This window comes from Streptomyces sp. NPDC097595 (genome assembly GCF_044761525.1).
GTDB classification, from domain to species: Bacteria; Actinomycetota; Actinomycetes; order Streptomycetales; family Streptomycetaceae; genus Streptomyces; species Streptomyces drozdowiczii_A.
This window is the reverse complement of the sequence record NZ_JBIWCN010000006.1, coordinates 191,234-217,316: the sequence shown is the minus strand read 5'-3', so window position 1 is coordinate 217,316 and position 26,083 is coordinate 191,234. Positions and strand designations below refer to the sequence as shown.

At 73.0% G+C, this 26,083-nt stretch carries 19 protein-coding genes; 11 read left to right on the top strand and 8 right to left on the bottom strand.

What is annotated here, in order from left to right; genetic code table 11:
* Window positions 1–33: 33 nt before the first annotated feature.
* A complete protein-coding gene (locus ACIQZN_RS12425; protein ID WP_403991357.1) occupies window positions 34–5,067 on the top strand; it encodes a tetratricopeptide repeat protein in 5,034 nt (1,677 codons plus the stop codon).
* A 73-nt stretch (window positions 5,068–5,140) separates the two neighbouring features.
* Here ACIQZN_RS12425 and ACIQZN_RS12420 read toward each other — a convergent pair whose 3' ends face one another.
* The 5 genes from ACIQZN_RS12420 to ACIQZN_RS12400 all read right to left on the bottom strand — a co-directional run bounded on the left by ACIQZN_RS12420 (window position 5,141) and on the right by ACIQZN_RS12400 (window position 11,628).
* Window positions 5,141–8,290: an efflux RND transporter permease subunit gene (locus ACIQZN_RS12420; protein ID WP_403991354.1), complete on the bottom strand. Its 3,150-nt coding sequence runs from the start codon at window positions 8,288–8,290 to the stop codon at window positions 5,141–5,143.
* 174 nt (window positions 8,291–8,464) lie between these two features.
* The gene (locus tag ACIQZN_RS12415) at window positions 8,465–9,160 is read right to left on the bottom strand and encodes a response regulator transcription factor (RefSeq protein ID WP_018103574.1); all 696 of its coding nucleotides are present in this window, start codon (window positions 9,158–9,160) and stop codon (window positions 8,465–8,467) included.
* Complete coding sequence (locus tag ACIQZN_RS12410) at window positions 9,157–10,425, bottom strand: sensor histidine kinase (RefSeq protein ID WP_403991350.1); 1,269 nt, start codon at window positions 10,423–10,425, stop codon at window positions 9,157–9,159. Before ACIQZN_RS12410 ends, ACIQZN_RS12415 begins: the two co-directional genes overlap by 4 nt.
* 138 nt (window positions 10,426–10,563) lie before the next feature.
* A complete protein-coding gene (locus ACIQZN_RS12405) occupies window positions 10,564–10,842 on the bottom strand; it encodes a hypothetical protein (protein WP_403991347.1) in 279 nt (92 codons plus the stop codon).
* A 9-nt stretch (window positions 10,843–10,851) separates the two neighbouring features.
* Window positions 10,852–11,628: a PspA/IM30 family protein gene (locus ACIQZN_RS12400; protein WP_073965547.1), complete on the bottom strand. Its 777-nt coding sequence runs from the start codon at window positions 11,626–11,628 to the stop codon at window positions 10,852–10,854.
* A 274-nt stretch (window positions 11,629–11,902) separates the two neighbouring features.
* Between ACIQZN_RS12400 and ACIQZN_RS12395 the strand changes: the two genes are divergently transcribed.
* From ACIQZN_RS12395 to ACIQZN_RS12385, 3 genes are all read left to right on the top strand, one after another.
* Window positions 11,903–12,502, top strand: coding sequence for a DUF3043 domain-containing protein (locus tag ACIQZN_RS12395; RefSeq protein ID WP_403991344.1), 600 nt, complete (start codon window positions 11,903–11,905; stop codon window positions 12,500–12,502).
* A 101-nt stretch (window positions 12,503–12,603) separates the two neighbouring features.
* Window positions 12,604–13,338, top strand: coding sequence for a class I SAM-dependent methyltransferase (locus ACIQZN_RS12390; protein WP_403991633.1), 735 nt, complete (start codon window positions 12,604–12,606; stop codon window positions 13,336–13,338).
* Between the two features lie 188 nt (window positions 13,339–13,526).
* Window positions 13,527–14,618, top strand: coding sequence for a S1C family serine protease (locus ACIQZN_RS12385; RefSeq protein WP_403991341.1), 1,092 nt, complete (start codon window positions 13,527–13,529; stop codon window positions 14,616–14,618).
* Window positions 14,619–14,682: 64 nt separating this feature from the next.
* Here the strand turns inward: ACIQZN_RS12385 and ACIQZN_RS12380 are convergent, their stop codons facing one another.
* Window positions 14,683–14,895, bottom strand: coding sequence for a hypothetical protein (locus ACIQZN_RS12380; protein WP_403991338.1), 213 nt, complete (start codon window positions 14,893–14,895; stop codon window positions 14,683–14,685).
* A gap of 307 nt (window positions 14,896–15,202) precedes the next feature.
* On the opposite strand from ACIQZN_RS12380, the gene ACIQZN_RS12375 reads away from it, so the two are divergent.
* From ACIQZN_RS12375 to ACIQZN_RS12360, 4 genes are all read left to right on the top strand, one after another.
* Window positions 15,203–16,405 carry a bifunctional adenosylcobinamide kinase/adenosylcobinamide-phosphate guanylyltransferase gene (locus ACIQZN_RS12375; RefSeq protein WP_403991335.1) on the top strand — a complete coding sequence of 401 codons (1,203 nt, stop codon included), beginning with the start codon at window positions 15,203–15,205 and terminating at the stop codon, window positions 16,403–16,405.
* Window positions 16,406–16,543: 138 nt separating this feature from the next.
* Entirely contained in the window at window positions 16,544–17,632 is a 1,089-nt protein-coding gene (gene cobT, locus ACIQZN_RS12370) for a nicotinate-nucleotide--dimethylbenzimidazole phosphoribosyltransferase (protein ID WP_403991332.1), read from the top strand.
* A gap of 82 nt (window positions 17,633–17,714) precedes the next feature.
* On the top strand, window positions 17,715–19,541 hold the full coding sequence (locus ACIQZN_RS12365; RefSeq protein ID WP_403991329.1) for a phosphatidylglycerol lysyltransferase domain-containing protein: 1,827 nt from the start codon (window positions 17,715–17,717) through the stop codon (window positions 19,539–19,541).
* Window positions 19,538–20,248: a hypothetical protein gene (locus tag ACIQZN_RS12360; protein ID WP_403991326.1), complete on the top strand. Its 711-nt coding sequence runs from the start codon at window positions 19,538–19,540 to the stop codon at window positions 20,246–20,248. The genes ACIQZN_RS12365 and ACIQZN_RS12360 overlap by 4 nt, the downstream gene beginning before the upstream one ends.
* On the opposite strand, the gene ACIQZN_RS12355 is transcribed toward ACIQZN_RS12360, so the two are convergent.
* A complete protein-coding gene (locus ACIQZN_RS12355) occupies window positions 20,191–20,952 on the bottom strand; it encodes a hypothetical protein (protein ID WP_403991324.1) in 762 nt (253 codons plus the stop codon). The genes ACIQZN_RS12360 and ACIQZN_RS12355 overlap by 58 nt on opposite strands.
* 87 nt (window positions 20,953–21,039) lie before the next feature.
* Here ACIQZN_RS12355 and ACIQZN_RS12350 point away from each other — a divergent pair, with 87 nt between their 5' ends.
* A complete protein-coding gene (locus ACIQZN_RS12350; RefSeq protein ID WP_403991321.1) occupies window positions 21,040–21,819 on the top strand; it encodes an adenosylcobinamide-GDP ribazoletransferase in 780 nt (259 codons plus the stop codon).
* Window positions 21,820–21,828: 9 nt separating this feature from the next.
* Here the strand turns inward: ACIQZN_RS12350 and ACIQZN_RS12345 are convergent, their stop codons facing one another.
* A complete protein-coding gene (locus ACIQZN_RS12345) occupies window positions 21,829–22,686 on the bottom strand; it encodes an endo alpha-1,4 polygalactosaminidase (protein WP_403991318.1) in 858 nt (285 codons plus the stop codon).
* A 196-nt stretch (window positions 22,687–22,882) separates the two neighbouring features.
* Here ACIQZN_RS12345 and ACIQZN_RS12340 point away from each other — a divergent pair, with 196 nt between their 5' ends.
* The gene (locus ACIQZN_RS12340) at window positions 22,883–24,433 is read left to right on the top strand and encodes a leucyl aminopeptidase (RefSeq protein WP_403991315.1); all 1,551 of its coding nucleotides are present in this window, start codon (window positions 22,883–22,885) and stop codon (window positions 24,431–24,433) included.
* A gap of 255 nt (window positions 24,434–24,688) precedes the next feature.
* Window positions 24,689–26,077 (top strand): dihydrolipoyl dehydrogenase, encoded by a 1,389-nt coding sequence (gene lpdA / locus ACIQZN_RS12335; protein ID WP_328899837.1) that lies wholly within the window; start codon window positions 24,689–24,691, stop codon window positions 26,075–26,077.
* Window positions 26,078–26,083: the final 6 nt, after the last annotated feature.

The window sequence follows — 26,083 nt, the reverse complement described above, 5'->3', positions numbered from 1 at the left end:
TCGACGGCTTGTGTACGGAAGGCGGAGCGCCCGATGGCGGACGAGGCGGATGTGGTGGGCGGCGAGGAGCGCGTGGGGACGGCGTTGTGCGTGGTGTGTGAGACGTACGCCGACGAGCGGACCTTTCCCCGGCTGACGGGTGCGACGGCCCAGATGGAGGGGATCGTCAACCGCCTTGAGGCGCTGGGGATCGCGACCCGTACGGCGGGCGGCGGCAACCCCACCTGGGCGGACTTCGACCGGGACCTCACCGCCTGGAGCGCGTCCGGCGCGGGGAAGCCCGCGATCATCGTGTGGTCCGGGCACGGCGTGCTGGTGGACGACGAACTCCGGCTGGCACTGTGCGACTTGGACCTGGACGTCGAGCAGGTGGCCCGGGACGCGCGCGCCCTGCGGCACGGGATCTCGCCCGAGACGCTGGTCAACGAGGCGGTGGCGTCCGGCGCCGACCAGATCCTGGTGCTCATCGACGCCTGCCATGCCGGGGACGCCGTGGGCCGGGGCCTGGAGAAGGCCCTCCGGCGCTGGGAGACCACCTCCGCGCCGCCCGGCCGGGTGCAGTGGTTCGGGATCATGACGAGCTGCCGACGCGGCGAGACCTCGGACGGCGCCGGGCCGCTACTCGACGCGCTGGCCGAGGTGTTGAGGGAGGGCCCGGCCACCAGCGAGTACCGCTCGGCGTGGAGCGCCCACAACGCCTGGGTCAGCGGACCGGACGTACTCGCCGCGCTCGGCGAGCGGTGGCGCGGCGAGGGGCAGACGCCGGTCCCGGCCGCCCTCGGCACCGGGCGGCCGGTCTTCCCGAACCCGCGCCATGTGCCGGGGGCGCCCGCGCGGCTGGTGGAGCACCTGGTGCTCGCGGCCCGGGGCGTCGGGTTCCGCGAGGAGGGCTCGTTCTTCACGGGCCGGAAGCGGGTCCTGGGCCGGATCACCGACTGGATCGAGGCGGACGAGGCGGGGCTCTTCCTGGTGACCGGGTCGGCCGGGTGCGGCAAGTCGGCGGTGCTGGGCCGGATCGCCACGCTCACCGACCCGGAGCGGCGCGCGGAGACCGAGGCGCAGGGCGGCCTGCGTGAGGGCGACCCCGACCCCGGCCCCGGGCACCCGCTGGCGGCGGTGCACCTGCGGGGGCTGAGTCCGCTTCAGGCGGCGGCGGATCTGGCCCGGCGGCTCGGGCTTCCGGAGCCGCGCAACACGGACGACTTCCGGGGCGAGCTGCGCGAGCTGGACCGGCGTCCGGTGCTGGTCCTGGACGGCCTGGACGAGGTGCCCGTCGAGCATCTGCAAGCCATGATCGAGGAGTTGGTCTTCCCGCTCAGCCGGGCGGTCCCGGTCCTGCTGGGCTCGCGCGAGCGGGCGTTCCGCGCCCGGCTGGCGGACGACGGGCACCGGGACGAGACCCTGCCGGACGCGCTGGCCCGGCTGATCGGGGCGGCCGTCACCACCGCGGACCTGGAGGAGGAGCCGGACACCGAGGAGGACATCGCCACGTACGTGGCCCGCCGGTGCGAGGCGGGCGGCTTCCCGGCGGACCGGGCGCGGGAGGCGGGCGAGGCGGTCGCCTCCCGCGCCACGGCGGTAGGCGGCGGGTTCCTGTTCGCCCGGCTGGTGACCGGCTCGCTGCTGGCGGAGGATCGGCCCGCCGGGGACGACTCCTGGCAGGCCGGTCTGCCAGAGTCCATCGGGGCCGCGTTCGAGGACGACCTGCGGGCGGGCCCGGTCCGGGTCCTGGCGGACGGCACCGAACTCCCGGCCGCCGCACGGGACCTGCTGACCGCGCTGGCGTGGACGGCCGGGCGCGGGATGCCCGCCGGGGGCGTCTGGGAGGAGATCGCCGGGGCGCTGGGCGGCCGGGCGACGCCGTACGACGAGAGCGACGTGGACTGGGTGCTGTCCGCGTACGGGCGTTACATCGTGGAGTGCGCGGAGGACGGGCAGGCGGTGTACCGGCTGTACCACCGCGAGTTCGTCTCGCACCTCGCGTCCCGGCCGGTGGCGGGCGGGGCCGAGGCCGCCGAGGTGGTACTCGCGGCGCTCGTCGCGCACGTCGAGCGGAAGGTGCCGGACGAGGGCTGGGGGGCGGTGGACCCGTACGTGGTGCGGGCGCTCGCGTGGCACGCGGTGCGGGCGGGAGCGCCGGGGGTCGAGGCGCTGCGGGAGTTCGTCAAGCGGATCGGGGCCGGCGCGGCCCTGCTCCTGGCCCAGGCGTTGCACGGCTTCTCGAAGCGCCTGGAGGCGGAGGGGGACCTGAACGGGGCGCTGGACGTGGCGCGGGAGGCCGTCCAGCTCCTGCGGAACCTGGAGGAGCCCACCTACGGCTACCGCTCGTCGGTGCTGGTCCAGGCGCTCATCAACCTCGCCAACCGGTGCGCCGATGCCGGGGATCCGGACGGGGCGCTGGCACCGGCGCGGGAGGCCGTCGCGCTTCAGCGGACCATCACGGCGGCGGGGGGCGACGTGTCCGGCGGGGACCTCGCCGTGGCCCTCGCCACGCTCGGCCAGAGGCTCCACGCGACCGGCGACCGGGAAGGCGCGCTGACGCTCACGCGGGACTCCATCGACGTCTTCCGGGCGCTGTCCGAGAAGGAACCGGCGGCCTTCCGCCCGAGGCTCGCCGCCTCGCTGAACAACCTGTCGGTGAGTCTGCTGGCCGTCGGAAAGCGCCGGGAGGCCGTCCCGGCCGTGCAGGAGGCGGTGGAGATCCACAGCGAGCTGGCCGCGGCGCGCCCGGACGAGTTCCTGGGCCCGCTCGCCTCCTCGCAGAGCAACCTGGCCCACGCGCTCAAGTCCGTCGGACGTCCCGAGGACGCGCTGCCGCACGCGGTGGCGGCGGTCCGGGCCAACCGGGGGGCGGCCGAGCGCCGCCCCGCCGCCGTGCGGGCGGCCCTGGCGGGGTCCCTGGCCAATCTGTCCGTACATCGGCAGGACATGGGCGACCTCGCGGGGGCGCTGGAGTCCGCGCGGGAGGCCGTGGAGATCTGCCGGGAGCTCGTCGCGGGCCACCCGGCCGCCTTCCGGCAGGATCTGGCCACGGCACTCAGCAACCTGGCGGACCGGCTCTCCACCATCGGGGACCACGAGGACGCGCTCGCCACCGCACGTGAAGCCGCGCGCACGTTCGCCGTGCTCTCCACGGAACACCCGGAGCTCTTCCGGGCGGATCTCGCCCGGTCGCTGACGTCCATGGCCAACAAGACCGCCGCCATGGGGGACCGCACGACGGCGGTGCTGTACGCGCGTCAGGCCCTGCAGCTCCAGCGTGAGGTGGTCAAGAGCACCCCCCTGGCCACCCTCCCCGGGCTCGCCGCGATCCTCAACAACCTCGCGATGCATCTGACCGCCGACGGTGAGCCCGCAGAGGCCCTGACGCACGCCGAGGAGGCCGCCGCGCTCTACGAACGCCTCGCCGCCGATGACCGGGACGCGTACCTCCCCGAATACGCGACGGTCCTCAGCAACGTCGGCAACCACCGCGCGACCCTGGGCGATCTGTCGGGGGCGGTCTCGGCGGGCCTGAAGGCGAGTGCCCTCCACCGGGAACTGGCCGTGCTGCAACCCGCCGTCTTCCGCCCGGCGCTGGCCACCACGCTCACCAACCTCGCCGGCCACCTGAACCGGGCCGGGGAGCCGGACGAGGGGCTGTCGGTCGCGGCGGAAGCCGTCGCGCTCCTGCGTGAACTCGTCCCCGACGCGCCCGTCCTGCGCCCCACCCTGGCGGGAGCCCTAGGCGCCCTGGCCCAGAATCTCGCCGACACCGGCAGCCCGGGAGGGGCCCTGCCCGTGGCCCGGGAAGGGGTGGAGCTCTATCGCCGGCTCGCGGAGGAGCACAGCGGTGCCCGCCTCCCCGACCTGGCACGCGCCCTGCGCAACCTGGGCAAGCTGCGGGGGATGAACGAGGACCGCGAAGGCGCCGTGGACACAGCCCGGGAGGCGGTCGCCGCGTACCGCGCCCTGGCGCTCGAAAACCCGCGCCCCTTCGCGGACGATCTGGCGCTCACGGTCGGGAATCTGGGCCGCGCGCTCGCCCGTACCGGCGACCACGCTTCGGCGGCCGAGGCGTACGCGAGCACCGCGGCCGAGTTCGCCGGGGTCCATCCCGTGACCGCCCGGCGGCTCGGCGTCGAGCGGAGCATCTTCCTGCTGGGTTGCCCCGACCCGCTGCCCTCGGAGGGCGTACGCGCGCTCGTGTCGTTCCTCGGGCGGGACGCCGGTCTCGAACCGGAGGACGGCCCGGACCTGGTGACCGTACGGGCGCGGCGGGCCCTGCGCGCCCACGACGACCGGCAGGAGGTGCGCGAGGCGTGGGAGGCGGAGACCCACGGCCCCGCGCCCGACTGGCTCTCGCTCTCGGCCGCCACGCTGGAAGCGGTGGGCACCTGGATGTTCGCGCCCGACTGGACCGCGTCGCGCGACCTCTGGTCCCGGTACGCGGACACGCTCGCCGGCGAGGAGGCCGCGACGGCGCTCGAAGAGCTGGCGCTCCTGGATCCGGCCACCGCGCAACAGCACGCCGCGCTCCGCGAGTTCGTGCTCGACCACGGGGTGACCTCGGCCTACGATCCGCTGATCCTCTCGGGGCAGCTGACCGAGTGGGTGGGCTGCGAGTCCTGGGCCGAGTCGCGGGCCTACCTCCAGGACCACCCGCGCCTCCTCCAGGTCCGGCCGTCCCCGGACACCCCGCTCTCGCACGTCGCCGTCCTGGACATCTCCCGTACGGAGGGGATGGACGCCGCTTACGCGCTGGTGGAGGATCGGGACGCGCTCCAGGCATACGTGGAACGGGCGTTGGAGGCCGGTGACGGCACGTCCCTGATGCACGCGGCCGCCATCGAGGGGCAGGTCTTCGAGGACCGGCTGTCCTCCTTCGCCCACGCCCAGGTGAGCATGGTGCTCTCGGGGGCCGTCCAGGGCATCGAACCGGAGGAGCTGGCCGACCTGATCCCGCGTGCCCCGGAGGAGATCCGCGCCCGGCTGCTGCGGGAGATCGCGGGCCTGAGTGTCCGGTACGCGGAGCCGTACGGGGAGCTGTGGCTCCGCATGATCAAGGCGCTCAGCGGGGCCGCCTGACGGTCACCCGTACACGCGAAGGGGCCCGGTCCGCACGAGCGTGCGGACCGGGCCCCCTGTGTTACTGGGTGAATCAGGCCCGCGTCGGCTCCGGTTCGCCGGACTCCTGCGCCTCCGCCGGGGCCGGGGCGCCGGCCTTCGCGGCCCGCTTGGCGGCCTTCTTGTTCCGGCGGCGTTCCTTGCGGAGCTCCACCATCGCGTACAGCGTCGGCACCAGGAGGAGCGTCAGCAGTGTCGAGGTGATCAGACCACCGATGACGACGACGGCCAGCGGCTGCGAGATGAAGCCGCCCTCGCCGGTGACGCCGAGCGCCATCGGGAGCAGGGCGAAGATCGTCGCCAGGGCCGTCATGAGGATCGGGCGCAGACGGTGGCGCCCGCCCTCCACGACCGCTTCGACCACGCCCAGGCCCTGGGCCCGGTACTGGTTGATGAGGTCGATCAGCACGATCGCGTTGGTCACCACGATGCCGATCAGCATCAGCATGCCGATCATCGCCGGGACGCCCATCGGGGTGCCGGTGATGACGAGCAGGCCGATCGCGCCGGTGGCGGCGAACGGGATCGAGACCAGCAGGATCAGCGGCTGGATCAGCGACCGGAAGGTGGCGACCAGCAGCATGAAGACGATCGCGATGGCCGCCAGCATGGCCAGGCCCAGGTTCTTGAAGGCGTCGTCCTGGTCCGAGGAGACACCGCCGATGGTGGCGGTGGCGCCCTCCGGGAGGTCCAGGGCCTTGATCTTGTTCTGGAGCGTGGTGCTGACCGCGCCGGTGTTGTCACCGGTGGGCCGGGCGGTGATGGTCGCGGCGCGCTGGCCGTCGATCCGGGTCATGGAGACCGGTCCGGGGACCAGCTTCACATCGGCGATGGTGCCGAGCTTCACCTTGCCGAGCGGAAGGTCCTTCAGCTCCTGCATGGTGGTGGCCGGGTGGGCCGACTTCACGACGACATCGCGCTCGGCGTCGTCCATGAGCGCCTTGCCGGACGGGGTGCCCCGCACCGCTCCGGCGACGGCCGCGCCGAGCGTGGCCTGGTTGTAACCGGCGTCGGCGGCCTTCGCGTTGGCCTTCACCGAGATCCGCGGGACGCTCTGTGCCAGGTCGCTCTGGACGTCGGTGACGTCCTTCAGCTTGGCGACCTCGGCGCGGACCTGCTCGGACGCCTTCTTCAGGGTGTCCGCGTCGGCGGCCTTCACCACGACGCTGAGGTCCTGGCTGCCGAAGCCGTCGCCCGCGCTGATGGTGGTGTCACCGATGCCGTCGAGCTTGGCGAGACCCTTCTCGATGCGGTCCTGGGTGGCCTCGAACTCGGCGGAGTCCTTCAGGGTGACCTGGTAGGACGCCTGGTTGGAGCCGGTGCCGCCGCCGAAGGCGGCCATGAAGCCGGACGAGCCGACGGTGACCTGGTAGTCCTTGACGCCCTCGTCGTCGGCGAGGAGCTTCTCGACCTTCTTCGCCGCCTCGTCGGAGGCCGCGAGGCTGGTGCCCGGGTCCATCTTCTGCTTGATGGACAGGACTTCCTGCTCGCCCTGGTCGAAGAAGTTCGTCTTCAGCAGGGGCGCCATGCCGAACGTGCCGAAGAGGACGACGAAGGCGATGACGACACTGGTGATACGGCGCCGGGTGGCGAACCGCAGCACTGGGACGTAGATCCTCTGGAGGCGGCTGCGCGCCTCCTTCTCCTCGGCCTCGCGCCGCGCCTTGTCCGGGTCCTCGGCGGTGCCCTTGGGGGCGCGCAGGAACCAGTACGACAGGACGGGGACCACGGTCAGCGAGACCAGCAGCGAGGCCAGCAGGGCCGCGGTGACGGTCAGCGAGAACGAGCCGAACAGCTCGCCGACCATGCCGCCGACGAGACCGATCGGCAGGAAGACGGCGACGGTGGTGAGCGTCGACGAGGTGACCGCTCCGGCCACCTCCCTGACCGCGGTGATGATCGCGGACTGGCGCTCCTCGCCGTAGCCGAGGTGGCGCTTGATGTTCTCCAGGACGACGATCGAGTCGTCCACGACCCGGCCGATCGCGATGGTGAGCGCGCCCAGCGTCAGCATGTTGAGCGACAGGTCGCGGGTCCAGAGCACGATCAGCGCGAGGACCACGGAGAGCGGGATGGAGACCGCGGTGACCAGGGTGGAGCGCAGCGAGGCCAGGAAGACCAGGATCACGATGACCGCGAAGAGCAGGCCGAGCGCGCCCTCGGTCGTCAGGCCGGAGATCGCCTTGGAGACGGCCGGGCCCTGGTCCGAGACGACGGTCAGCTCGGCGCCGGAGCCGAGATCCTTGCGCAGGTCCGGGAGCTTGTCCTCGACGGCGTCCGAGATGGCGACGGCGCTGCCGTCCTTGTCCATCGTGGCCATGACGGCGAGGCTCGGGCGGCCGTTGGTGCGGGTGATGGAGTCCGCGGTGGCGGCCTCCTGCTTCACGGTCGCGATGTCACCGAGGCGGACCGGCTTGCCGGGCTTGCCCGAGGCCGGGTTCTGACCGGTGACCCGCAGGTCCTCGATCTGCTGCAGCGAGGTGAAGGCGCCGCCCACCTGGATCGTGCGGCTCTTGCCGGACTCCGAGAAGGCACCGGCCGGGACGGTCGCGCCGCCCGACTGGAGGGCCTGGGAGAGCGCGGCGGCGTTGAGTCCGGCGGCGGCGAGCTTCTTGTCGTCCGGGGTGACGGAGACCTGGAGGTCGCGCACACCGTCGACGGAGACCTGGCCGACGCCGTCGATGTCCTCCAGGGCGGGGACGACGGTGCGGTCCAACTGGTCGGCGAGCGCCTGCTGGTCCTTGTCCGAGGTGACGGCGAGGACGACGGTCGGGATGTCGTCCGTCGAGCCGGCGATGACCTGCGGGTCGACGTCCTCGGGCAGCTGGACGCGGGCGCGGTTCACGGCCTGCTGGATGTCGGCGACGAGCTGCTTGGTGCCCTCGTCACCGAAGTCGAAGGACGCCATGATGACGGCGTTGCCCTCGCTGGCGGTCGACGTGACGCCGGTGACGCCGTCGACGGCCTTGATGGTGTTCTCGAGCGGTTCGACGACCTGCTTCTCGACCACATCGGGGGACGCACCCTGGTAGGGGGCGAGCACCGACACCATCGGCAGTTCGATGGTGGGCAGCAGCTGCTGCTTGAGCTGCGGGATCGCGATCGCTCCGAAGACGAGCGCGACGATCGAGATCAGACCGATCAGGGCCCTTTGCGCGAGGCTGAATCTGGACAGCCAGGACATGGGTGGGTCTCTTTCTGTGGCTTACGCGGCAGGTGGGCGGGATGCCGGGGCATGCCCGGGGGACAGATCCCGCCCACCTATACGATCGCCGATCCACGGGACGAAAGTCCTCGGCCCCAGGGTCGCTTTCTCACGCCCCGCATACCGCAGGTGGAGTACGCCCCGCCTGCACCCTCACTCCACCCGTGGGCGCACCAGGCCCGATTCGTACGCGATTACCACGAGTTGTGCGCGGTCCCGGGCGCCCAGCTTCGCCATCGCCCGGTTCACATGGGTCTTGACGGTCAGTGGGCTGACGACCAGGCGCTCCGCGATCTCGTCGTTGGACAGCCCGCCCGCGACCAGGACCAGCACCTCGCGCTCCCTCGTGGTGAGGGCCGCCAGCCGCTCCGAGTACGCGGCCGCCCCCGGCCCGTCCTCCACCCCGCTGCCGCCCTGCGCCAGGAACGTGGCGATCAGGCCCTTGGTCGCGGCCGGCGAGAGCAGCGCCTCGCCCCCCGCGGCGATCCGGATCGCGTTGAGGAGTTCGTCCGGTTCGGCGCCCTTGCCGAGGAAGCCCGAGGCCCCGGCGCGCAGCGACTGCACCACGTACTCGTCCACCTCGAAGGTGGTGAGCATGACCACGCGGACGTCCGCGAGATCCGGGTCGGCGCTGATCATGCGGGTGGCGGTGAGTCCGTCGGTGCCGGGCATCCGGATGTCCATCAGCACCACGTCGGGGCGCTCGGCGCGGGCCACTTCCACGGCCTGCGCCCCGTCCGCCGCCTCGCCCACCACCCGCATGTCGGGCTCCGAGTCGACCAGCACCCGGAACGCGCTGCGCAGCAGCGCCTGGTCGTCGGCGAGCAGGACCTTGATGGCCGGTGTCATGCGTTCTCCCCCGTCCGGCCCGCCGCGCCCGGACGACCGGGCTCCTGCGCGCGGGCCTCGACGGGCAGGATCGCATGGACGCGGAACCCGCCTCCGTAGCGGGGACCCGCGGTGAGGGTGCCGCCCAGGGCGGTGACGCGTTCCCGCATCCCGAGCAGGCCGTGCCCGCCGCCCGGCGGGGAGTCGGCGCCCGCAGTGTTGCCGCGCCCGTTGTCCAGGACCATGACCTCGGCCGTGGCTCCGACCCGTACGACGCTCACCTCGGCCCTGGCGCCCGGGCCCGCGTGCTTGCGGACGTTGGTCAGCGCCTCCTGGATCACCCGGTACGCGGCCAGGTCGACGGCCGAGGGCAGCGGCGGCTCGCCCTCGGCGGCGCAGGCCACCTCGACGGGCAGCCCCGCCTGGCGCACGCTCTCGACCAGCTGGCCGAGGACCGCGAGGCCGGGGGCCGGTTCGGTGGGGGCCTCCGGGTCGCCGGACTGGCGGAGCAGGCCGACGGTGGCCCGGAGTTCGTTGAGTGCGGACCGGCTCGCCTCGCGGACATGGGCGAGGGCCTGTTTCGCCTGGTCGGGGCGCTTGTCCATGACGTGGGCGGCGACCCCGGCCTGCACGTTGACCAGGGCGATGTGGTGGGCGACGACGTCGTGCAGATCGCGGGCGATGCGCAGCCGTTCCTCGGCGACCCGGCGGCGGGCCTCCTCCTCACGGGTCCGTTCGGCCCGTTCGGCGCGCTCCCGGATCGCGCCGACGAACGCGCGCCGGGAGCGGACCGCGTCGCCCGCGGCCGCGGCCATCCCGGTCCAGGCGAAGACGCCCAGGTTCTCCTGGCTGTACCAGGGCGGCGAGCCGAAGAGCATGGCGGCGGCGGTGAGCGCGGCCATGGTGAGCAGCCCGACCCGCCAGGTGGTGGGCCGGTCGGTGCGGGCGGCGACGGTGTACAGCGCGATGACCGCGCTCATCACGACGGGGGCCGGCGGGTCCGCGGTGACCAGTTCCACGACGGTCAGCGCCCCGGTGGCGGCGAGCACCGCCATCGGTTCGCGGCGCCGCCGGATCAGGGCCAGCGCGCTGAGCAGCATCAGCAGCAGGCTGCTCGCGGCCGGGGTGCGGGCGCCGAAGGTGGGCCCGTCGTGCCCGCCGGGGTCCACGAACGACGCGAAGACCATCGCCACGAGCACGCCCAGGGCGAGCGTGCCGTCCAGTGCGAGGGGGTGGGCGCGCAGCCACTGGCGGGTGCGCAGGACCCCGGTTCCGAGGGTGGTCACGTCGGGCTACGTTACGGTGTGCCACTCGCCGCCCGGTCCGGCCGGGAGCGGCAAGGCCCCCCCTGAGGACGCACCCGTGCCCCGCGTCCGTCGGGCGGGCGCGGGGCACGGGGTGCGGGTGCTGGAGGGCGGTCGGCGTCAGCCGGGGATCAGGCCGTCGTCGCTGAGCATGGCGCGTACCTCTTCGAGGGTCGCGTCCGGTGCCGGCAGGATCAGCTCGGACGGCTCCAGGGCATCGTCGGCCAAGGGTGTGCCGAGCTCACGCACCCGGGCCAGGAGCGCATGGAGCGTGGTGCGGAAGCCGGGCCCGTCACCGCGCTCCATCTCGGCCAGCAGGGCGTCGTCGAGCTTGTCGAGCTCGGCGAGATGGCTGTCGGCCAGGACCACCTGGCCCTCCCCCATGATCCGTACGATCATGACGCCGCCTCAGTTCTTGTCGAATTTGTGCGACTGGCTGTTCTGCTGCTGGGCGTCCTGCGGGCCGCCCTCGATCGCCTGCTGCGAGGAGGAGCCGCCGGCCAGCTCGGCCTTCATGCGCTGAAGCTCCAGCTCCACATCCGTACCACCGGAGATCCGGTCCAGCTCGGCGGCGATGTCGTCCTTCGCCGTGCCGGTCGGGTCGTCCAGGGCGCCGGAGGCGAGCAGCTCGTCGATGGCACCGGCGCGGGCCTGGAGCTGCTGCGTCTTGTCCTCGGCCCGCTGGATCGCCAGGCCGACGTCGCCCATCTCCTCGGAGATGCCGGAGAACGCCTCCCCGATCCGGGTCTGCGCCTGCGCGGCCGTGTAGGTGGCCTTGATGGTCTCCTTCTTCGTGCGGAAGGCGTCCACCTTGGCCTGAAGCCGCTGGGCCGCGAGGGTGAGCTTCTCCTCCTCGCCCTGGAGCGTGGTGTGCTGCGTCTCCAGGTCGGTGACCTGCTGCTGGAGGGCGGCGCGGCGCGACAGCGCCTCGCGGGCCAGGTCCTCGCGGCCGAGCGCGAGCGCCTTGCGTCCCTGGTCCTCCAGCTTCGAGGACTGGCCCTGCAGCTGGTTCAGCTGCAGCTCCAGCCGCTTGCGCGAGGTCGCCACGTCGGCGACTCCGCGGCGCACCTTCTGAAGCAGCTCCAGCTGCTTCTGGTACGAGTAATCAAGGGTCTCGCGCGGATCCTCGGCCCGGTCAAGGGCCTTGTTTGCCTTCGCGCGGAAGATCATCCCCATACGCTTCATGACACCGCTCATGGGCTTCGCGCGCCCCCTTCTGACTCAACTGGGCTCCAGCACTCCAACAGAACCCACAGTACGGGCCCTGTCTCTATTACCGCACTGTTCGGGCGTGGATGGGCTCCTCCCCAAGGACGACTGTGCGTCCGGTCCGCTCCGGCCCAGGGAGTAGGTGAGGCCCGTATCGCCCGCCCTTGCACGGTCGAGGACGCAGGCCGTTGCCGGATCGTTCCCGGGCGGCCTGCGGGGATCCGCGAGCGACCCCGTACCCTTGGGCCTTGTGTTCCGTAGCCGCTCCAAGGAAGAGAAGGCCCCCACCGACAAGGTGACGGCGGACCTCTCCAAGACGCCCCGCGACCCGCAGGCTCCCAAGGGTCGCCCCACCCCCAAGCGCAGCGACGCCCAGACGCAGCGCCGTCGTGCCTCCAGTGGTGCGCCGCTCGACCGCAAGGAGGCCGCCAAGCGGCAGCGCGAGGCGCGCCGCGTGGACATGGCCAAGCAGCGGGAGGCGCTCGCCAGTGGTGACGAGCGCTATCTGCCCGCGCGCGACAAGGGGCCGGTGCGCCGCTTCGTCCGCGACTTCGTGGACTCCCGCTTCTGCATCGCGGAGTACTTCCTGCCGCTCGCCGTGGTCATCCTGATCCTCAGCGTGATCCAGGTGCAGGGCATCCAGAACATCTCGCTGCTGCTCTGGCTGATCGTGATCGTGCTGATCGTGATCGACTCGATCGGGCTCGCGTTCCGCCTGCGCAAGCAGCTGAACACGCGGTTCCCGGACACCCCGAAGCGCGGCGCGGTCGCCTACGGCCTGATGCGTACGCTCCAGATGCGGCGGCTTCGGCTGCCGAAGCCGCAGGTCAAGCGCGGGGAGCGGCCCTGAGCACGGAGCCGTCCGGCTCGGTCGACGGGGTGTCCGCCGACCGGCCGGCCGTCTCCGGCTTCGCCGGGGCATCGGCGGCCTGGACCAAGGGCCTGACCGGCCTGCGCAACACCGTGCGGCAGGAGCTGGTCGCCCGGCAGCTGGACGAGCAGATCGCGGCCCGCTTCCCGGTCGGGCAGCGGCTGCGCATCCTGGACGTCGGCATGGGCCAGGGCACGCAGGCGCTGCGGCTGGCCCGGGCCGGGCACACCGTGACCGGTCTGGAGTCCGACGCGGAGATGCTGCGGACCGCCCGTGAGGCGCTGGGCGGCGAGCCGGCCGGCATCCGCGAGCGGGTGCGGCTGATCGAGGGCAACGGCCAGGACACCGGGGTCCACTTCCTGCCCGGCAGCTTCGACGTGGTCCTCTGCCACGGTGTGCTGATGTACGTCCAGGAGCCGGACGCCATGCTGGCGGGCCTGGCCCGGATGCTGGCGCCGGGCGGGCTGCTGTCCCTGCTCGTGCGCAACGCCGACGCGCTGGCGATGCGGCCGGGGATGGCCGGGGACTTCGCGGGGGCGCTGGCCGCGTTCGACTCCGACCGGTACACGAACCGGCTCGGCCTGTCCGTACGCGCGGACCGGCTGGAGGCGCTGACGGCGACGCTGGCCTCGATCGCCGCGCCGCTGCACGCCTGGTACGGGGTGCGGCTCTTCACGGACCTCGTGAGCAACGAGGTGGAGCTGCCGCCGGTGGCGGAGCTGGAGCGGGTGCTCGCTGCGGAGGACCGGGCGGGTCGGACGGATCCGTATCGCGGGGTCGCGGCGCTGCTGCATCTGTGTGGTGTGCGGGGCTGAAGCCGGGGCGGTGTTCAGCCCGGGCGCGTCCGGGCGGGCGCCTTGTCCTCAATCGCCGGACGGGCTGAAAGATGCCCTCAATCGCCGGGCGGGCTTGGTTTTCGGCCGCCCGGCTCTGTCATGCGCGGCCTTCCTCCCCTGGATGCGCTCAACGGGCCACCCGTCGGGGCAAACGTAATAATCCGGACATGGATGCCATTCACTCCCGTCGCCGTGTGCGGCGGCTGTTGCTGCCTCTGTCCGCGGGTGTCTGTGCGATCGCGCTGGTGAGCGGTTGTTCCGGTTCGAACGCCCCGGCTGCGGGGCCGGACGCGACGGCGTCCGGTTCGGCGCAGGCCGGGCCGGCCGCGAAGGCCGACGGGGATCTGCAGAGCGAGTACCAGTCCGCCATCAACGACGTGCTGCCGTCGGTCGTGCAGATCGACGCCTCCGAGAGCCTGGGCTCCGGTGTCGTCTACGACGCCAAGGGCCACATCGTCACCAACGCGCACGTGGTCGGCGACGAGAAGTCGTTCAAGGTCACGGTGGCCACCGGCGAGAAGGTGCTGAAGGCGTCGCTGGTCGCCGCCTACCCCCAGCAGGACCTGGCCGTCATCAAGCTGGACGACGTGCCCGACGGGCTGCGGCCCGCGAAGTTCGGTGACTCGGAGAAGGTCGCGGTCGGCCAGATCGTGCTGGCGATGGGCTCGCCGCTCGGCCTGTCCAGCAGCGTCACCCAGGGCATCGTCTCGGCCCTCGGCCGGACCGTGAGCGAGAGCCGCTCGGGCGGCGGCACCGGGGCGACCATCGCCAACATGGTGCAGACCTCGGCGGCGATCAACCCGGGCAACAGCGGCGGAGCCCTGGTGAACCTGGACAGCCAGGTCATCGGCATCCCGACGCTCGCCGCCTCCGACCCCCAGATGGGCGACAGCGCGGCGCCCGGGATCGGCTTCGCCATCCCGGCCTCGATGGTGCGGACGGTCGCGGACCAGATCATCAAGAACGGCAAGGTCACCGACTCGGGCCGGGCGGCCCTCGACATCACCGGCCGCACGGTCGTCAACGACGACTACCGCCCCGCGGGCGTCGCGATCGTCAGCGTGCAGGACGGCGGCGCGGCCGAGAAGGCGGGGCTGCGGGCCGGCGACATCATCGTGAAGGTGGACGACACGAAGGTCACCACGATCACCTCGCTCTCCGAGGCGCTCGCCGGCCACAAGCCGGGCCAGAAGGCGAAGGTGACGTACACGCGCGGGAGCTCGCAGAAGACGGCCGAGGTCACCCTCGGCGAGATCTGAACGTGCGAAGACGGCTGCCGCCGGGAGAGTCCGTGAGGGCCCGCCCGGCGGCAGCCGTACGCCGTCAGCCCGCCGACTCCGCCTGCAGGCTCATCGGGCCGTAGATCTTCGTCCCGTCGTCGAAGAGCGTGACCTGGTCCGCCCCGCCGTCCAGGAGTTCCTTCCAGTACTCGCCGATCCAGGACTCCGCGTCGCCCTGGGTCGTGAACTCCTCCGGCTGCAGGGCCGGCTCCGTCTCCGTGCCGTCGGACTTCTCGAACCGCCACGTCCACGCCATGTGCGCCTCCCGGGTATGTCGTTCCGCTCGGCAGCTTAGGGCCTTTCGTTCGGATCAGGTCGGATCAGGGAGCGGGCTCTGGTGCCGTGCATCGCAAGGCGGAGGATTGAGGCAGATGGGGTCTCCCCTGTTCGAGCGCAGCCGAGAACTTGGGGAAGGAGCGTTGGTGATTGACGACAACGCCGCGAGGTGCGGTGCCAGAGCCCGCGAGCCCGGCCTGGTCCGAACGAAAGGCCCTGAGGCTGTGCGGCGGATCTTCGAGGGCCCACGTCGCGCACCGCGCGCGGCGACGCGGGAGGATCGGAGCGTGGAACTGACTCTGCTCGGCACCGGAGCCCCCGACGGGCTGCCGCGCCCCGACTGCCCCTGCGCCGCCTGCGCCCTGGCCCGTGGAGCCGGCAGCCGGGCCGCGACCGCCCTCCTGGTCGACGACGCGCTGCTGCTCGACCTGACGCCCGGCGCGGTGTTCGCCGCCGCCCGCGCCGGCCGCTCGCTCACCGGCGTACGCCAGGTCCTCCTGACCCACCCGCACGACGGACCGGCCGTCGAGCTGCCCGCCGGGCTGCCTCCGGCGGGCCGGGTCCCGGACGGGCGGGTGCTGACCCTGATCAGCGGGCACCGGGTGCGGGCCGTGCCGATGGACGCGCCGGGCACGGGGTACGAAGTGACCTCGCCGGAGGGCGCCCGGCTGCTGTACCTCCCGCCGGGCGGCGCACCGGCCGGGCTGACGGACCCGGTGGCGCAGCCGTACGACCTGGTCGCCGGGGATGTCGTCGGGCGGCCCGACGCGCTGGCGCGGCTGCGGTCCGTCGAGGCGATCGGGCCCGCCACCGAGCTGATCGCCGTCCACCTGGACCACGACGCGCCGCCCGCGTCCGAGCTGGCACGCCGGCTCGCCGCCGCCGGGGCCCGGGCGGTGCCGGACGGCACGACGCTGACGGTCGGCGGCTTCCGCACGCCGGCCGCGGTCCCGCGGCGCACCCTGGTCACCGGGGGCGCCCGTTCCGGGAAGTCCGTCGAGGCGGAACGGCGCCTGGAGACGTATCCGGAGGTCGTCTACGTGGCGACGGGCGGCACCCGGGACGGGGACGCGGACTGGGCGGCCCGGGTCGGGCTGCACCGGGAGCGCCGGCCGGCCGCCTGGCGCACCGAGGAGACCTGCGAGCTCGCGGAGCTGCTGTCGTCGGACGGGCCGCCGCTGCTCATCGACTGCCTGTCCCTGTGGCTGACGGACGCGATGGACCGGGTGGACGCCTGGGACGACGCGGCGTGGGCGGAGAGCGGCGAGCGGGCGCTGCGGGCCAGGACGGAGGAGCTGGTCGCCGCGGTGCGCGGGACGCGGCGCACGGTGGTCCTGGTGACCAACGAGACCGGCTCCGGGGTGGTGCCCGCGACGGCGGCCGGGCGCCGCTTCCGGGACGAGCTGGGCCGGCTGAACGCGGCGGTGGCCGAGGAGTGCGAGCAGGTGCTGCTGGTGGTGGCGGGCCAGGCGCTGGCGCTGCGCGGCTGAGGGGGCGGGGGAGGTCGGGGGGCCGGGCGCGGGACCGTACCGGGCGGGCCCGGAAAACGTGGCGGGTACTGTTCCGCAGGGAGCCCGCCGCCGGGCTCCCCGGACCACTCCCCGTATCGACCCGCGAGGCAGACCCCCGTGAATCTGGACGACTTCTCCGACCTGATCGAACGCCCCGACGGGGGCGTGCGGCGCGACGCCGAGGAACGCCGGGAGCGGTTCATCGTGCCCCCGGGCGCCCTGGGCCGGCTGGACGAGCTGGGCGAGTGGCTGTCGACCGCGCAGCAGGCCGCTCCGGTGCGGACGGTCGAGCAGCCGCGCGTGGTGCTGTTCGCGGGTGACCACGGGGTCGCCGAGCTCGATGTGTCCGGCCGCGCGGCCTCCACCGCGCACGAGCTGGTCCGGGCCACGCTGGACGGCTCGACCCCGCTGGCGGTCCTGGCGCGCCGGTTCTCCGTGCCGGTGCGGATCGTGGACGCCGGTCTCGACTGCGACCCGGAGCTGCTGCCGGAGGCGGTGGTCCGGACCCGGGTGCGGCGCGGCAGCGGCCGTATCGACGTCGAGGACGCGCTGACGGCCGAGGAGGCCGAGGCCGCGGTGCGGCTCGGGATCGCGGTGGCCGACGAGGAGGCCGACTCGGGCACCGATCTGGTGGTGCTCGGCGACCTCAGCGTGGGCGGCACGACGGCGGCGGCCACGCTGATCGCGGCGCTCTGCGGCACGGACGCCTCGGTGGTGACCGGGCGCGGCGGCGCGGGGATCGACGACCTGGCGTGGATGCGCAAGTGCGCGGCGATCCGTGACGCGCTGCGCCGGGCCCGGCCGGTCCTGGGCGACCAGCTGGAGCTGCTGGCCACCGTGGGCGGCGCGGACCTGGCGGCGATGACCGGCTTCCTGCTCCAGTGCGCGGTGCGGCGGCTGCCCGTGGTCCTGGACGGGGTGGTCGGCGCGGCGGCGGCGCTGGTCGGCCAGCGGGCCGCGTTCCGGGCGCCGGACTGGTGGCTGGCGGGCCAGCTGAGCGGTGAGCCGGCCCAGGCGAAGGCCCTCGACCGGATGGCGCTCAACCCGCTGCTCGATCACGGCGTCATCGTGGGCGAGGGATGCGGGGCGCTGCTCGCCCTTCCCTTCGTCCAGGCCGCCGCCGCGCTGGCCGCCGAGCTGCCCGAGCGGGAGCCGGAGCCGGCGGAGGGCGGCGCGGACGACGAGAAGGACGAGCCGACGGACTGACACCGGCCCCGCTCCGCGCCCGGCCGACACCGGCCGCGGAGCGCCCCCTCATGCAGCGCGATGCCCCATATGATCGCTTTTCATGGGAGAGGTCGGTATGGCCGTCGAGGAGTCCGGGCGGGGTACCGTCCGCAGGGCCGGCACCCCGCGCTCGCGGCGCGGCGCCGCGTTCGCGATCTGGTACCTGCGCGTGGTGTCGTTCCTCAACTTCCTCAGCGCGGTCTGGGTGACCTTCGGTCAGGACCTGCGCCGCCACAACACGGACGACTACTTCACTCCGTATCTGCTCACGGCGGGCTTCTCCTCGGGGGTGGTGGCGCTCTTCCTGGCCGTGACGATGCGTCGCCGGAAACGGGCCGCGTGGATCGTCAACCTGGCGCTGAGCGGGCTGACGCTGCTGCTGTCGGCCGCCCTGATGCTCTTCCCGGAGGTACGCCGCTATCCGCAGAACTGGATCTCGCTGACGCTGTCCGCGGGCTTCGTGCTCGCGCTGGTGCTCGGCCGGCGCGAGTTCTACGCGAAGGGCGACCGGTCCAATCCGAGGCTGGCCGCGCTGGTGGCGGCCGGCGGGCTGCTGGTCACCTCGCTGATCGCGGCGGGCCTGGTCACGGTCACCAACACCGCGCACGACGAGTACCGCTCGACGTTCCTGGACCGCTGGGCGTACGGCGCGCTGCGGCTGGTGTCCGTCGCCGCGTCGGACTCGCGGTTCCCCGGGATCACCGCGCCGGGCTGGGTGAACGTCGCCATCAACATCCTGTCCACGCTGCTGCTGATCGCGGTCGTCTGGGCGGCCTTCCGCTCCCGCCGGGCGGTCGATCCGATCACCCCGGAGGACGAGGAGGCGCTGCGGGCGCTGCTCGACAAGCACGGTGAGCGGGACTCGCTGGGCTACTTCGCGCTGCGCCGCGAGAAGAGCGCGGTGTGGTCCCCCACCGGGAAGGCGGCCGTCGCCTACCGAGTGGTCGGCGGGGTGTCGCTGGCGTCCGGCGATCCGATCGGCGATCCGGAGGCCTGGCCGGGTGCGATCGCGCCGTGGCTGGCCGAGGCCCGCGAGCACGGCTGGATCCCGGCGGTGATGGGGGCGGGCGAGGAGGCCGGCACGGTCTACGCGCGGCACGGATTGGACGCCCTGGAGCTGGGCGACGAGGCGATCGTGGAGACGGCCGACTTCACCCTGGAGGGCCGCGCGATGCGGACCGTGCGCCAGGCGTACAACCGGGTGCGGCGGGCGGGTTACGAGGTGACGGTGCGCCGGCACGCGGAGATCCCGGAGGCCGAGATGGCCGAGCTGGTGCGCCGGGCGGACGACTGGCGCGACGGGGCGACCGAGCGCGGTTTCTCGATGGCGCTGGGCCGGCTCGGCGACCCGGCCGACGGGCAGTGCGTGATGCTGGAGTGCCGTGACGCCCCGTCCGGTGACGGCGCCCCGGGCGAACTGCGGGCCCTGCTGAGCTTCGTGCCGTGGGGCCCGAACGGCCTCTCACTGGACCTGATGCGGCGTGACCGGGACTCCGAGAACGGGCTGATGGAGTTCATGGTCATCGAACTCCTGCGACGGGCCGGGAAGCTGGGCGTGACGCAGGTGTCGCTGAACTTCGCGATGTTCCGCTCGGTCTTCGAGCGCGGCTCGCGGCTGGGCGCCGGCCCGGTGCTCCGGATGTGGCGGTCGCTGCTCAGCTTCTTCTCGCGGTGGTGGCAGATCGAGTCGCTGTACCGGGCCAACGCGAAGTACCGCCCGATCTGGGAGCCCCGGTTCCTGCTCTTCGAGAAGAGCGCGGACCTGCTCCGCATCGGCGTCGCGGCCGGCCGGGCCGAAGGTTTCCTGGAGGCGCCGGGGCTGCCCAAGTGGCTGCACCGTTCGCGGCTGGCCCGGGGGCGCGGTGTCCCGTCCGGGCCGCGTGGATGAGAGCCGTACGCGCCCTGCGCCGGGCGGCCCGCCGGGAGTGGGGCCCGCTCCGGTCGGCCGTACGGGCGCCGCTCGCCGCGCAGGGTCTGCGTGCCGTGCCCCTGACCCTGGCGTCGGTGGCCCTGACGGGGCTGCTCCAGGTGGTGCAGAACCGGTCCTGGGGCTACGGCCCGGTGCAGACGCTGGGCGCGGTCCGGGCCGACGATCCGCTCTGGGCGGCCCTGCTGCGTACCCCGTTGTCGCTGTTCGTACCCGCGCTGGACCTGCCGGTGTGGGGCGCGCTGGTGCAGATGCTGGTGGTGTTCGGGGCCGCGGAGGTCTGCCTCGGTCGGTGGCGGACGCTGCTGATCGCGTACGCGGCGACCCTGGCCGGGACGCTGTACGCGCGGATCGGCATCGCGGCCGGGCCGGACGCCTTCCTCGGACTGCCCGCGTCGGACGCGCGGATCGTGGACACCGGGCCCTCGGCGGCGGTCGTCGCGCTGGCGGTCTGCGTCTGCTGCGCTTACGGGGCGCGGATCACCGGGGCGGTGGTGATCGTCGCGATGGTGGCCGAGGCGGTACTGAAGGACAACCTGGCGGGCCGGGAACATCTCGCGGCCATCGTGGCGGCGCTTCTGCTGTGCACCTCACAGGCGTTGAGAGGCCGTCAGGGCTTGGAGGGTGGGAGCGGGGCCCGGTCCGGGGCCCCGCCGATCAGGTCCTGAAACCTGCGGCGCGGGCCGACCCAGCGCACGTCGTGGTGGTAGGCCCGCAGCACCGCGCGGGAGCGGGCCCGGTGCCGGTCGCGGTAGAACCGACGCGCCCACAGCGAGGTCGGCCGGGCCAGCCGCACCGCGCCGATCAGGGCCACGAACGGGACCAGCGCGCCGACCACCGCCATCCGCGCCTTGCCCTTGAAGAGGGCGATCAGCACGAAGCAGAAGTTGATGACGACGGTGAGCACGGCCCCCACCCGGCCCTGCTGCTGATCGTCGCTCAGGTCGTTGACGCCCAGCGGCGAGAACCCGCCGAGCACCAGCAGCACCAGGGCCGCCGTGAGCACGACGACCTCCACGCTCTGCCGCCCCTCCTCGGTCCAGTACACGTCGTCCAGGTGCAGGATCAGGGCGAACTCGTCCAGCACCAGGCCGGCGCCCACGCCGAAGACGACCGCGCAGACCGAGGCCGTGACGCCGTGCCGCCCGCTGCCCACCGCGCCGAAGCCGCCGACGACGCTCAGCACCACCCCGGGCACCACGTGGTGGATGTGGACGCCGCCGGGCGTGAAGTTGCGGAACGGCCCCTTCCCGGCCCGGATCATCCGGGTGATGACCCGGGTGATCGCGAACGTCAGCACGAAGGCGGTCAGAGCGAGGAGCAGGGGCAGCTTGCCCGGCTCCACGAAGTTCTGATTGAACCAGTGACCCATGCCACGCACTCCCACTCGTCCGCCTGCGCCCCGTTATGCGGCATTCGGTCAATCTAGCGGCCGTCCCCACCGATTAGCCTGCGCGCCGTGACCTCCCTGAACAGCCACGGCCTGCGTTTCGCCTTCGGCACCCTGACCGTGCTCCCCGTCCGCGTCACCCGCTGGGACCGGGAGGCCGCCCGGGCCGGGATGCTGTGCGCTCCCCTGGCCGGGCTGGTCGTCGGCGCCCTCGCGGCGGTCCCGGGCGCTCTGTTGCTGTGGGGCGGGGCCGGCCCGCTGCTCGCCGCGGTCGCCTCGGCCGCCGTGCCCGCCGCACTCACCCGGGGCCTCCACCTGGACGGCCTCGCGGACACCGCCGACGGCCTGGGCAGCGGCAGACCGGCCGACGACGCGCTGCGGATCATGAAGCAGTCGGACATCGGCCCGTTCGGCGTGATCACCCTGCTCTTCGTGCTGCTGGCCCAGGTGGCGGCCCTTCAGCGGCTGTACGCGGACGGCTGGGCGCAGGGCGCGGTGGCGGCCGTCGCCTCGGCCGTCGTCGCCCGGCTCGCGCTCACCCTGGCCTCCCGGCGCGGCGTCCCGGCGGCCCGCCCGGAGGGCCTGGGCGCGGCCGTCGCCGGTACGGTCCCGGCGGCCGGTGCCTGGGCGGTGGCGCTCGCGGTGGTGGCGGGGTGCGCGGGGGCGGGGGCGCTGCTGGGCGGGTACGGGGCGCTGCGGTACGCCGTGGCCGCCGTGGCCGCGCCGGTGATGGCCGGGGTGCTGCTGCGCCACTGCGTGCGGCGGTTCGGCGGGGTGACCGGGGACGTGTTCGGGGCGCTGGCGGAGACGGCGGCGACGGTGGCGCTGGTGTGCCTGACGCTGGGCTGAGGCGGCCCGTCAGCCCTTCGCGCAGGTTTCCCGCCCGGCGTCCAGCTCGTACTCCTTGCGCAGCGAGCTGAGCCCCAGCTTCCGGGACTGCGCGCAGAACTCCGCCGCCGGCAGCTCGTACTCCACGTGGAAGACCGCCTTGCCCGCCTTCACGAACGGGGTCAGCTCCTCGCACTCCTCGTACTGCGCGCACTGCTCGTTGACCGCGAAGTCGAAGTCCCCGACCAGCTCCGGGATCTGCGGCAGGTCGTTCTTCAGGCCGACGGACATGCCGTGGCGGTGGACCAGGCGGGCGATCAGGCGGTTGTAGCGCAGCTGGTCGGCGGCGGTGAGCGGGAAGCCGCTCCTGTTGCGGTAGCCGTCCATGTTGTCCGGTTCGACCGCGTCGAAGCCCTTCTTCCCGCACATCGCGATCCGGGTCTCCATCAGCGGTTCCAGGACCTCGGTGCGCCGGATGTCGAGCCAGCGCTCACCCTTCCAGCCGTTGCCCTTCCCGAGCACGGCGGTGGGGAATCGGGCCGCGTCCGGCCGGAAGTCCTCCCAGGCGCCGGTGGACAGGTAGCAGATGACCTTGCGGCCCTTGCGGTGCAGCGCGGCGACCTCGGCCGCCGTACGGTCGAAGCCGTCGACGTCGTACACCGGGGCGTCCACCGAGGTGTCGAGCTTCCCGGACAGCTGCCACTGCCAGTCCGTGCCGGGCGCCGGCCGCCAGCGCGCCGGCGAGGGCCGCGCGGAGGCGGGTTCCTTCCCCGCCGGGGCCTGTTCATGCTCCGAGGAGCAGCCCGCGAGCGCCGTGAGCAGCATCACTGCGGTGACGGCGAGAGCGCCGCGCGCCCCGCTCATCCGTGCGGCCGTCCGGTCGCGCATCGTTCCCCCATGTCCGCCGGGACGATCTTCCCGGGAGCACCACCGTACGACGGCTACGGCCCGCCGCCGTGAGCGGGCAGCAAAGGCGCGCGTAGGCTCATTCCCGGCACATTGCGGCCGCGTCTACGATGCGCCGGGCACGGTCGGCCCACCCACTCGACCGAAAAGAACTCAACGGAAGCGAGATTTCACCACCGTGACTGCTCTCACTCTCAGCACTGCCGGTGCGGCGACGCTGCGCGCCGACGCCCTCGTCGTGGGCGTCGCCAAGGGCGCTGGATCCAAGCCTGGGGACCTCGTCCTCGCACCGGGCGCCGAGGCCGTGGACAAGGCGTTCGGCGGCAAGCTCGCCGCCGTCCTGGCGACTCTGGGCGCCTCGGGTGCCGAGGGCGAGCTGACGAAGGTCCCCGCCCCGGAGGGCCTGAAGGTCCCCGTCGTCATCGCGGCCGGTCTCGGCAAGGCCGGGAAGGACGGCGCGTTCGACGCCGAGACGCTGCGCCGGGCCGCCGGTGCCGCCGCCCGCTCGCTGGCCGGTTCGAAGAAGGCCGGCTTCGCGCTGCCCATCGGCTCCGTCGAGGACGCCGAGGCCATCGCGGAGGGCGCCCTGCTCGGCGCGTACGCCTTCACCGCCTACCAGGCCGGTGAGAACAAGCTGGCCCCCAAGGACGCGAAGCCCGCCGGCGCCAAGCAGGCGCTGGCCGAGGTCGCCGTGCTCGGTGCCAAGCCCCGCGACAAGGCGTTCAAGGCCGCCGCGGAGCGCGCGATCGCCCTCGCCGAGGAGATCAACCGCGCCCGCGACCTGGTCAACACCCCGCCCAACGACCTGTACCCCGAGTCCTTCGCCGCCGTGGCCACCGCCGCCGGCAAGGAGCACGGCATCAAGGTGCAGGTGCTGGACGAGAAGGCGCTCGTCAAGGGCGGCTACGGCGGCATCCTGGGCGTCGGCCAGGGCGCGGAGCGCGGCCCGCGCCTGGTGAAGCTCGCCTACACGCACCCGAAGGCGGAGAAGACCCTGGCCCTCGTCGGCAAGGGCATCACCTACGACTCGGGCGGCATCTCGCTGAAGCCGGCCGGTCACAACGAGACGATGAAGTGCGACATGGCCGGCGCCGCCGCCGTGTTCGCGACCGTCGTCTCGGCCGCCCGTCTGGGCCTGCGCGTCAACGTCACCGCCTGGCTGGCGCTCGCCGAGAACATGCCGTCGGGCAGCGCCACCCGCCCGGGTGACGTCCTGCGCATGTACAGCGGCAAGACCGTCGAGGTCCTCAACACCGACGCCGAGGGCCGCCTCGTCATGGCCGACGCGCTGACCCGCGCCTCGGAGGAGAACCCGGACGCGATCGTCGACGTGGCGACCCTGACCGGCGCGATGGTGCTGGCCCTGGGCAACCGCACCTTCGGCATCATGTCCAACGACGACGCCTTCCGTACCTCGATCCACGAGATCGCGGACGAGGTCGGCGAGGCGTCCTGGCCGATGCCGCTCCCGGCTGACCTGCGCAAGGGCATGGACTCCTCGACCGCCGACATCGCCAACATGGGCGAGCGGATGGGCGGCGGCCTGGTGGCCGGCCTGTTCCTGAAGGAGTTCGTGGGCGAGGGCATCGCCTGGGCGCACCTGGACATCGCGGGCCCCGCCTTCCACGAGGGCGCCCCGTACGGCTACACGCCCAAGGGCGGCACCGGCTCCGCCGTCCGTACGCTGGTGAAGCTGGCCGAGCGCACCGCCGCCGGCGACCTCGGCTGACCGGTCGCGGCACGCCCCGTACGGCCCCGGGCATACGTCCGGGGCCGTAGGTGTTTGACCCCGGGAGGGACGATCGACCGTCCCGGACACGGGCCCCGCGTCCCGCCCACCGTCAACAAGTGCGAAGATGGGTTCTCGGCAGGACAGGGCCCCCACCACAGGGCCGAAGACAAAGCGGCCGCACACCAGCCGACCGGCCGGTAGCACCCCGAGGACGGGGCCCGGCGTACGGCGCACATGCATGGAGGACGTGACGTGGCGAACGACGCCAGCACCGTTTTCGACCTAGTGATCCTCGGCGGTGGCAGCGGCGGGTACGCCGCGGCCCTGCGCGGAGCGCAGCTGGGCCTGGACGTCGCTCTGATCGAGAAGGGCAAGGTCGGCGGCACCTGCCTGCACAACGGCTGCATCCCCACGAAGGCCCTGCTGCACGCCGGCGAGATCGCGGACCAGGCTCGCGAGTCCGCGCAGTTCGGCGTCAAGGCCACCTTCGAGGGCATCGACATGGCGGCCGTCCACAAGTACAAGGACGACGTGATCTCCGGCCTCTACAAGGGCCTCCAGGGTCTCGTCGCCTCGCGCAAGGTGCACTACATCGAGGGTGAGGGCCGGCTCTCCTCCCCCACCTCGGTGGACGTGAACGGCCAGCGCATCCAGGGCCGCCACGTGCTCCTCGCGACCGGCTCCGTGCCGAAGTCGCTGCCGGGCCTGGAGATCGACGGCAACCGCATCATCTCCTCGGACCACGCGCTGAAGCTGGACCGCGTCCCGAAGTCCGCGATCGTGCTGGGCGGCGGCGTCATCGGCGTCGAGTTCGCCTCGGCGTGGACCTCCTTCGGCACCGATGTGACGATCATCGAGGGCCTGAAGCACCTCGTCCCGGTCGAGGACGAGAACAGCTCGAAGCTTCTTGAGCGCGCCTTCCGCAAGCGCGGCATCAAGTTCAACCTCGGCACGTTCTTCCAGGGCGCCGAGTACACGCAGGACGGCGTCCGCGTGACCCTCGCCGACGGCAAGACCTTCGAGGCGGAGGTGCTGCTGGTCGCGATCGGCCGCGGCCCGGTCTCGCAGGGCCTCGGTTACGAGGAGGCCGGGGTCACCATGGACCGCGGCTACGTCCTGGTCGACGAGTACATGCGCACCAACGTTCCAACGATCTCGGCCGTGGGCGACCTGGTCCCGACGCTCCAGCTGGCGCACGTCGGCTTCGCCGAGGGCATCCTCGTCGCGGAGCGGCTGGCCGGTCTCAAGACCGTCCCGATCGACTACGACGGTGTCCCCCGGGTCACGTACTGCCACCCCGAGGTCGCCTCCGTCGGCATCACCGAGGCCAAGGCCAAGGAGCTCTACGGCGCGGACAAGGTCGTCGCGCTGAAGTACAACCTCGCGGGCAACGGCAAGAGCAAGATCCTCAAGACCGCGGGCGAGATCAAGCTCGTCCAGGTCAAGGACGGTGCCGTGGTCGGCGTCCACATGGTCGGTGACCGTATGGGCGAGCAGGTCGGCGAAGCCCAGCTGATCTACAACTGGGAAGCGCTGCCGGCCGAGGTCGCCCAGCTCATCCACGCCCACCCGACCCAGAGCGAGGCGCTCGGCGAGGCCCACCTGGCCCTGGCCGGCAAGCCCCTCCACTCCCACGACTGATCCAGT

What these genes read in the sequence shown, in the direction of transcription:
- ACIQZN_RS12365 (WP_403991329.1), top strand. Translation starts at nt 17,715, where the DNA reads ATGGGAGAGGTCGGTATGGCCGTCGAGGAGTCCGGGCGGGGTACCGTC.
- ACIQZN_RS12425 (WP_403991357.1), top strand. Translation starts at nt 34, where the DNA reads ATGGCGGACGAGGCGGATGTGGTGGGCGGCGAGGAGCGCGTGGGGACG.
- ACIQZN_RS12400 (WP_073965547.1), bottom strand. Translation starts at nt 11,628, where the DNA reads ATGAAGCGTATGGGGATGATCTTCCGCGCGAAGGCAAACAAGGCCCTT.
- ACIQZN_RS12385 (WP_403991341.1), top strand. Translation starts at nt 13,527, where the DNA reads ATGGATGCCATTCACTCCCGTCGCCGTGTGCGGCGGCTGTTGCTGCCT.
- ACIQZN_RS12380 (WP_403991338.1), bottom strand. Translation starts at nt 14,895, where the DNA reads ATGGCGTGGACGTGGCGGTTCGAGAAGTCCGACGGCACGGAGACGGAG.
- ACIQZN_RS12415 (WP_018103574.1), bottom strand. Translation starts at nt 9,160, where the DNA reads ATGACACCGGCCATCAAGGTCCTGCTCGCCGACGACCAGGCGCTGCTG.
- ACIQZN_RS12405 (WP_403991347.1), bottom strand. Translation starts at nt 10,842, where the DNA reads ATGATCGTACGGATCATGGGGGAGGGCCAGGTGGTCCTGGCCGACAGC.
- ACIQZN_RS12360 (WP_403991326.1), top strand. Translation starts at nt 19,538, where the DNA reads ATGAGAGCCGTACGCGCCCTGCGCCGGGCGGCCCGCCGGGAGTGGGGC.
- ACIQZN_RS12345 (WP_403991318.1), bottom strand. Translation starts at nt 22,686, where the DNA reads ATGCGCGACCGGACGGCCGCACGGATGAGCGGGGCGCGCGGCGCTCTC.
- ACIQZN_RS12420 (WP_403991354.1), bottom strand. Translation starts at nt 8,290, where the DNA reads ATGTCCTGGCTGTCCAGATTCAGCCTCGCGCAAAGGGCCCTGATCGGT.
- ACIQZN_RS12355 (WP_403991324.1), bottom strand. Translation starts at nt 20,952, where the DNA reads ATGGGTCACTGGTTCAATCAGAACTTCGTGGAGCCGGGCAAGCTGCCC.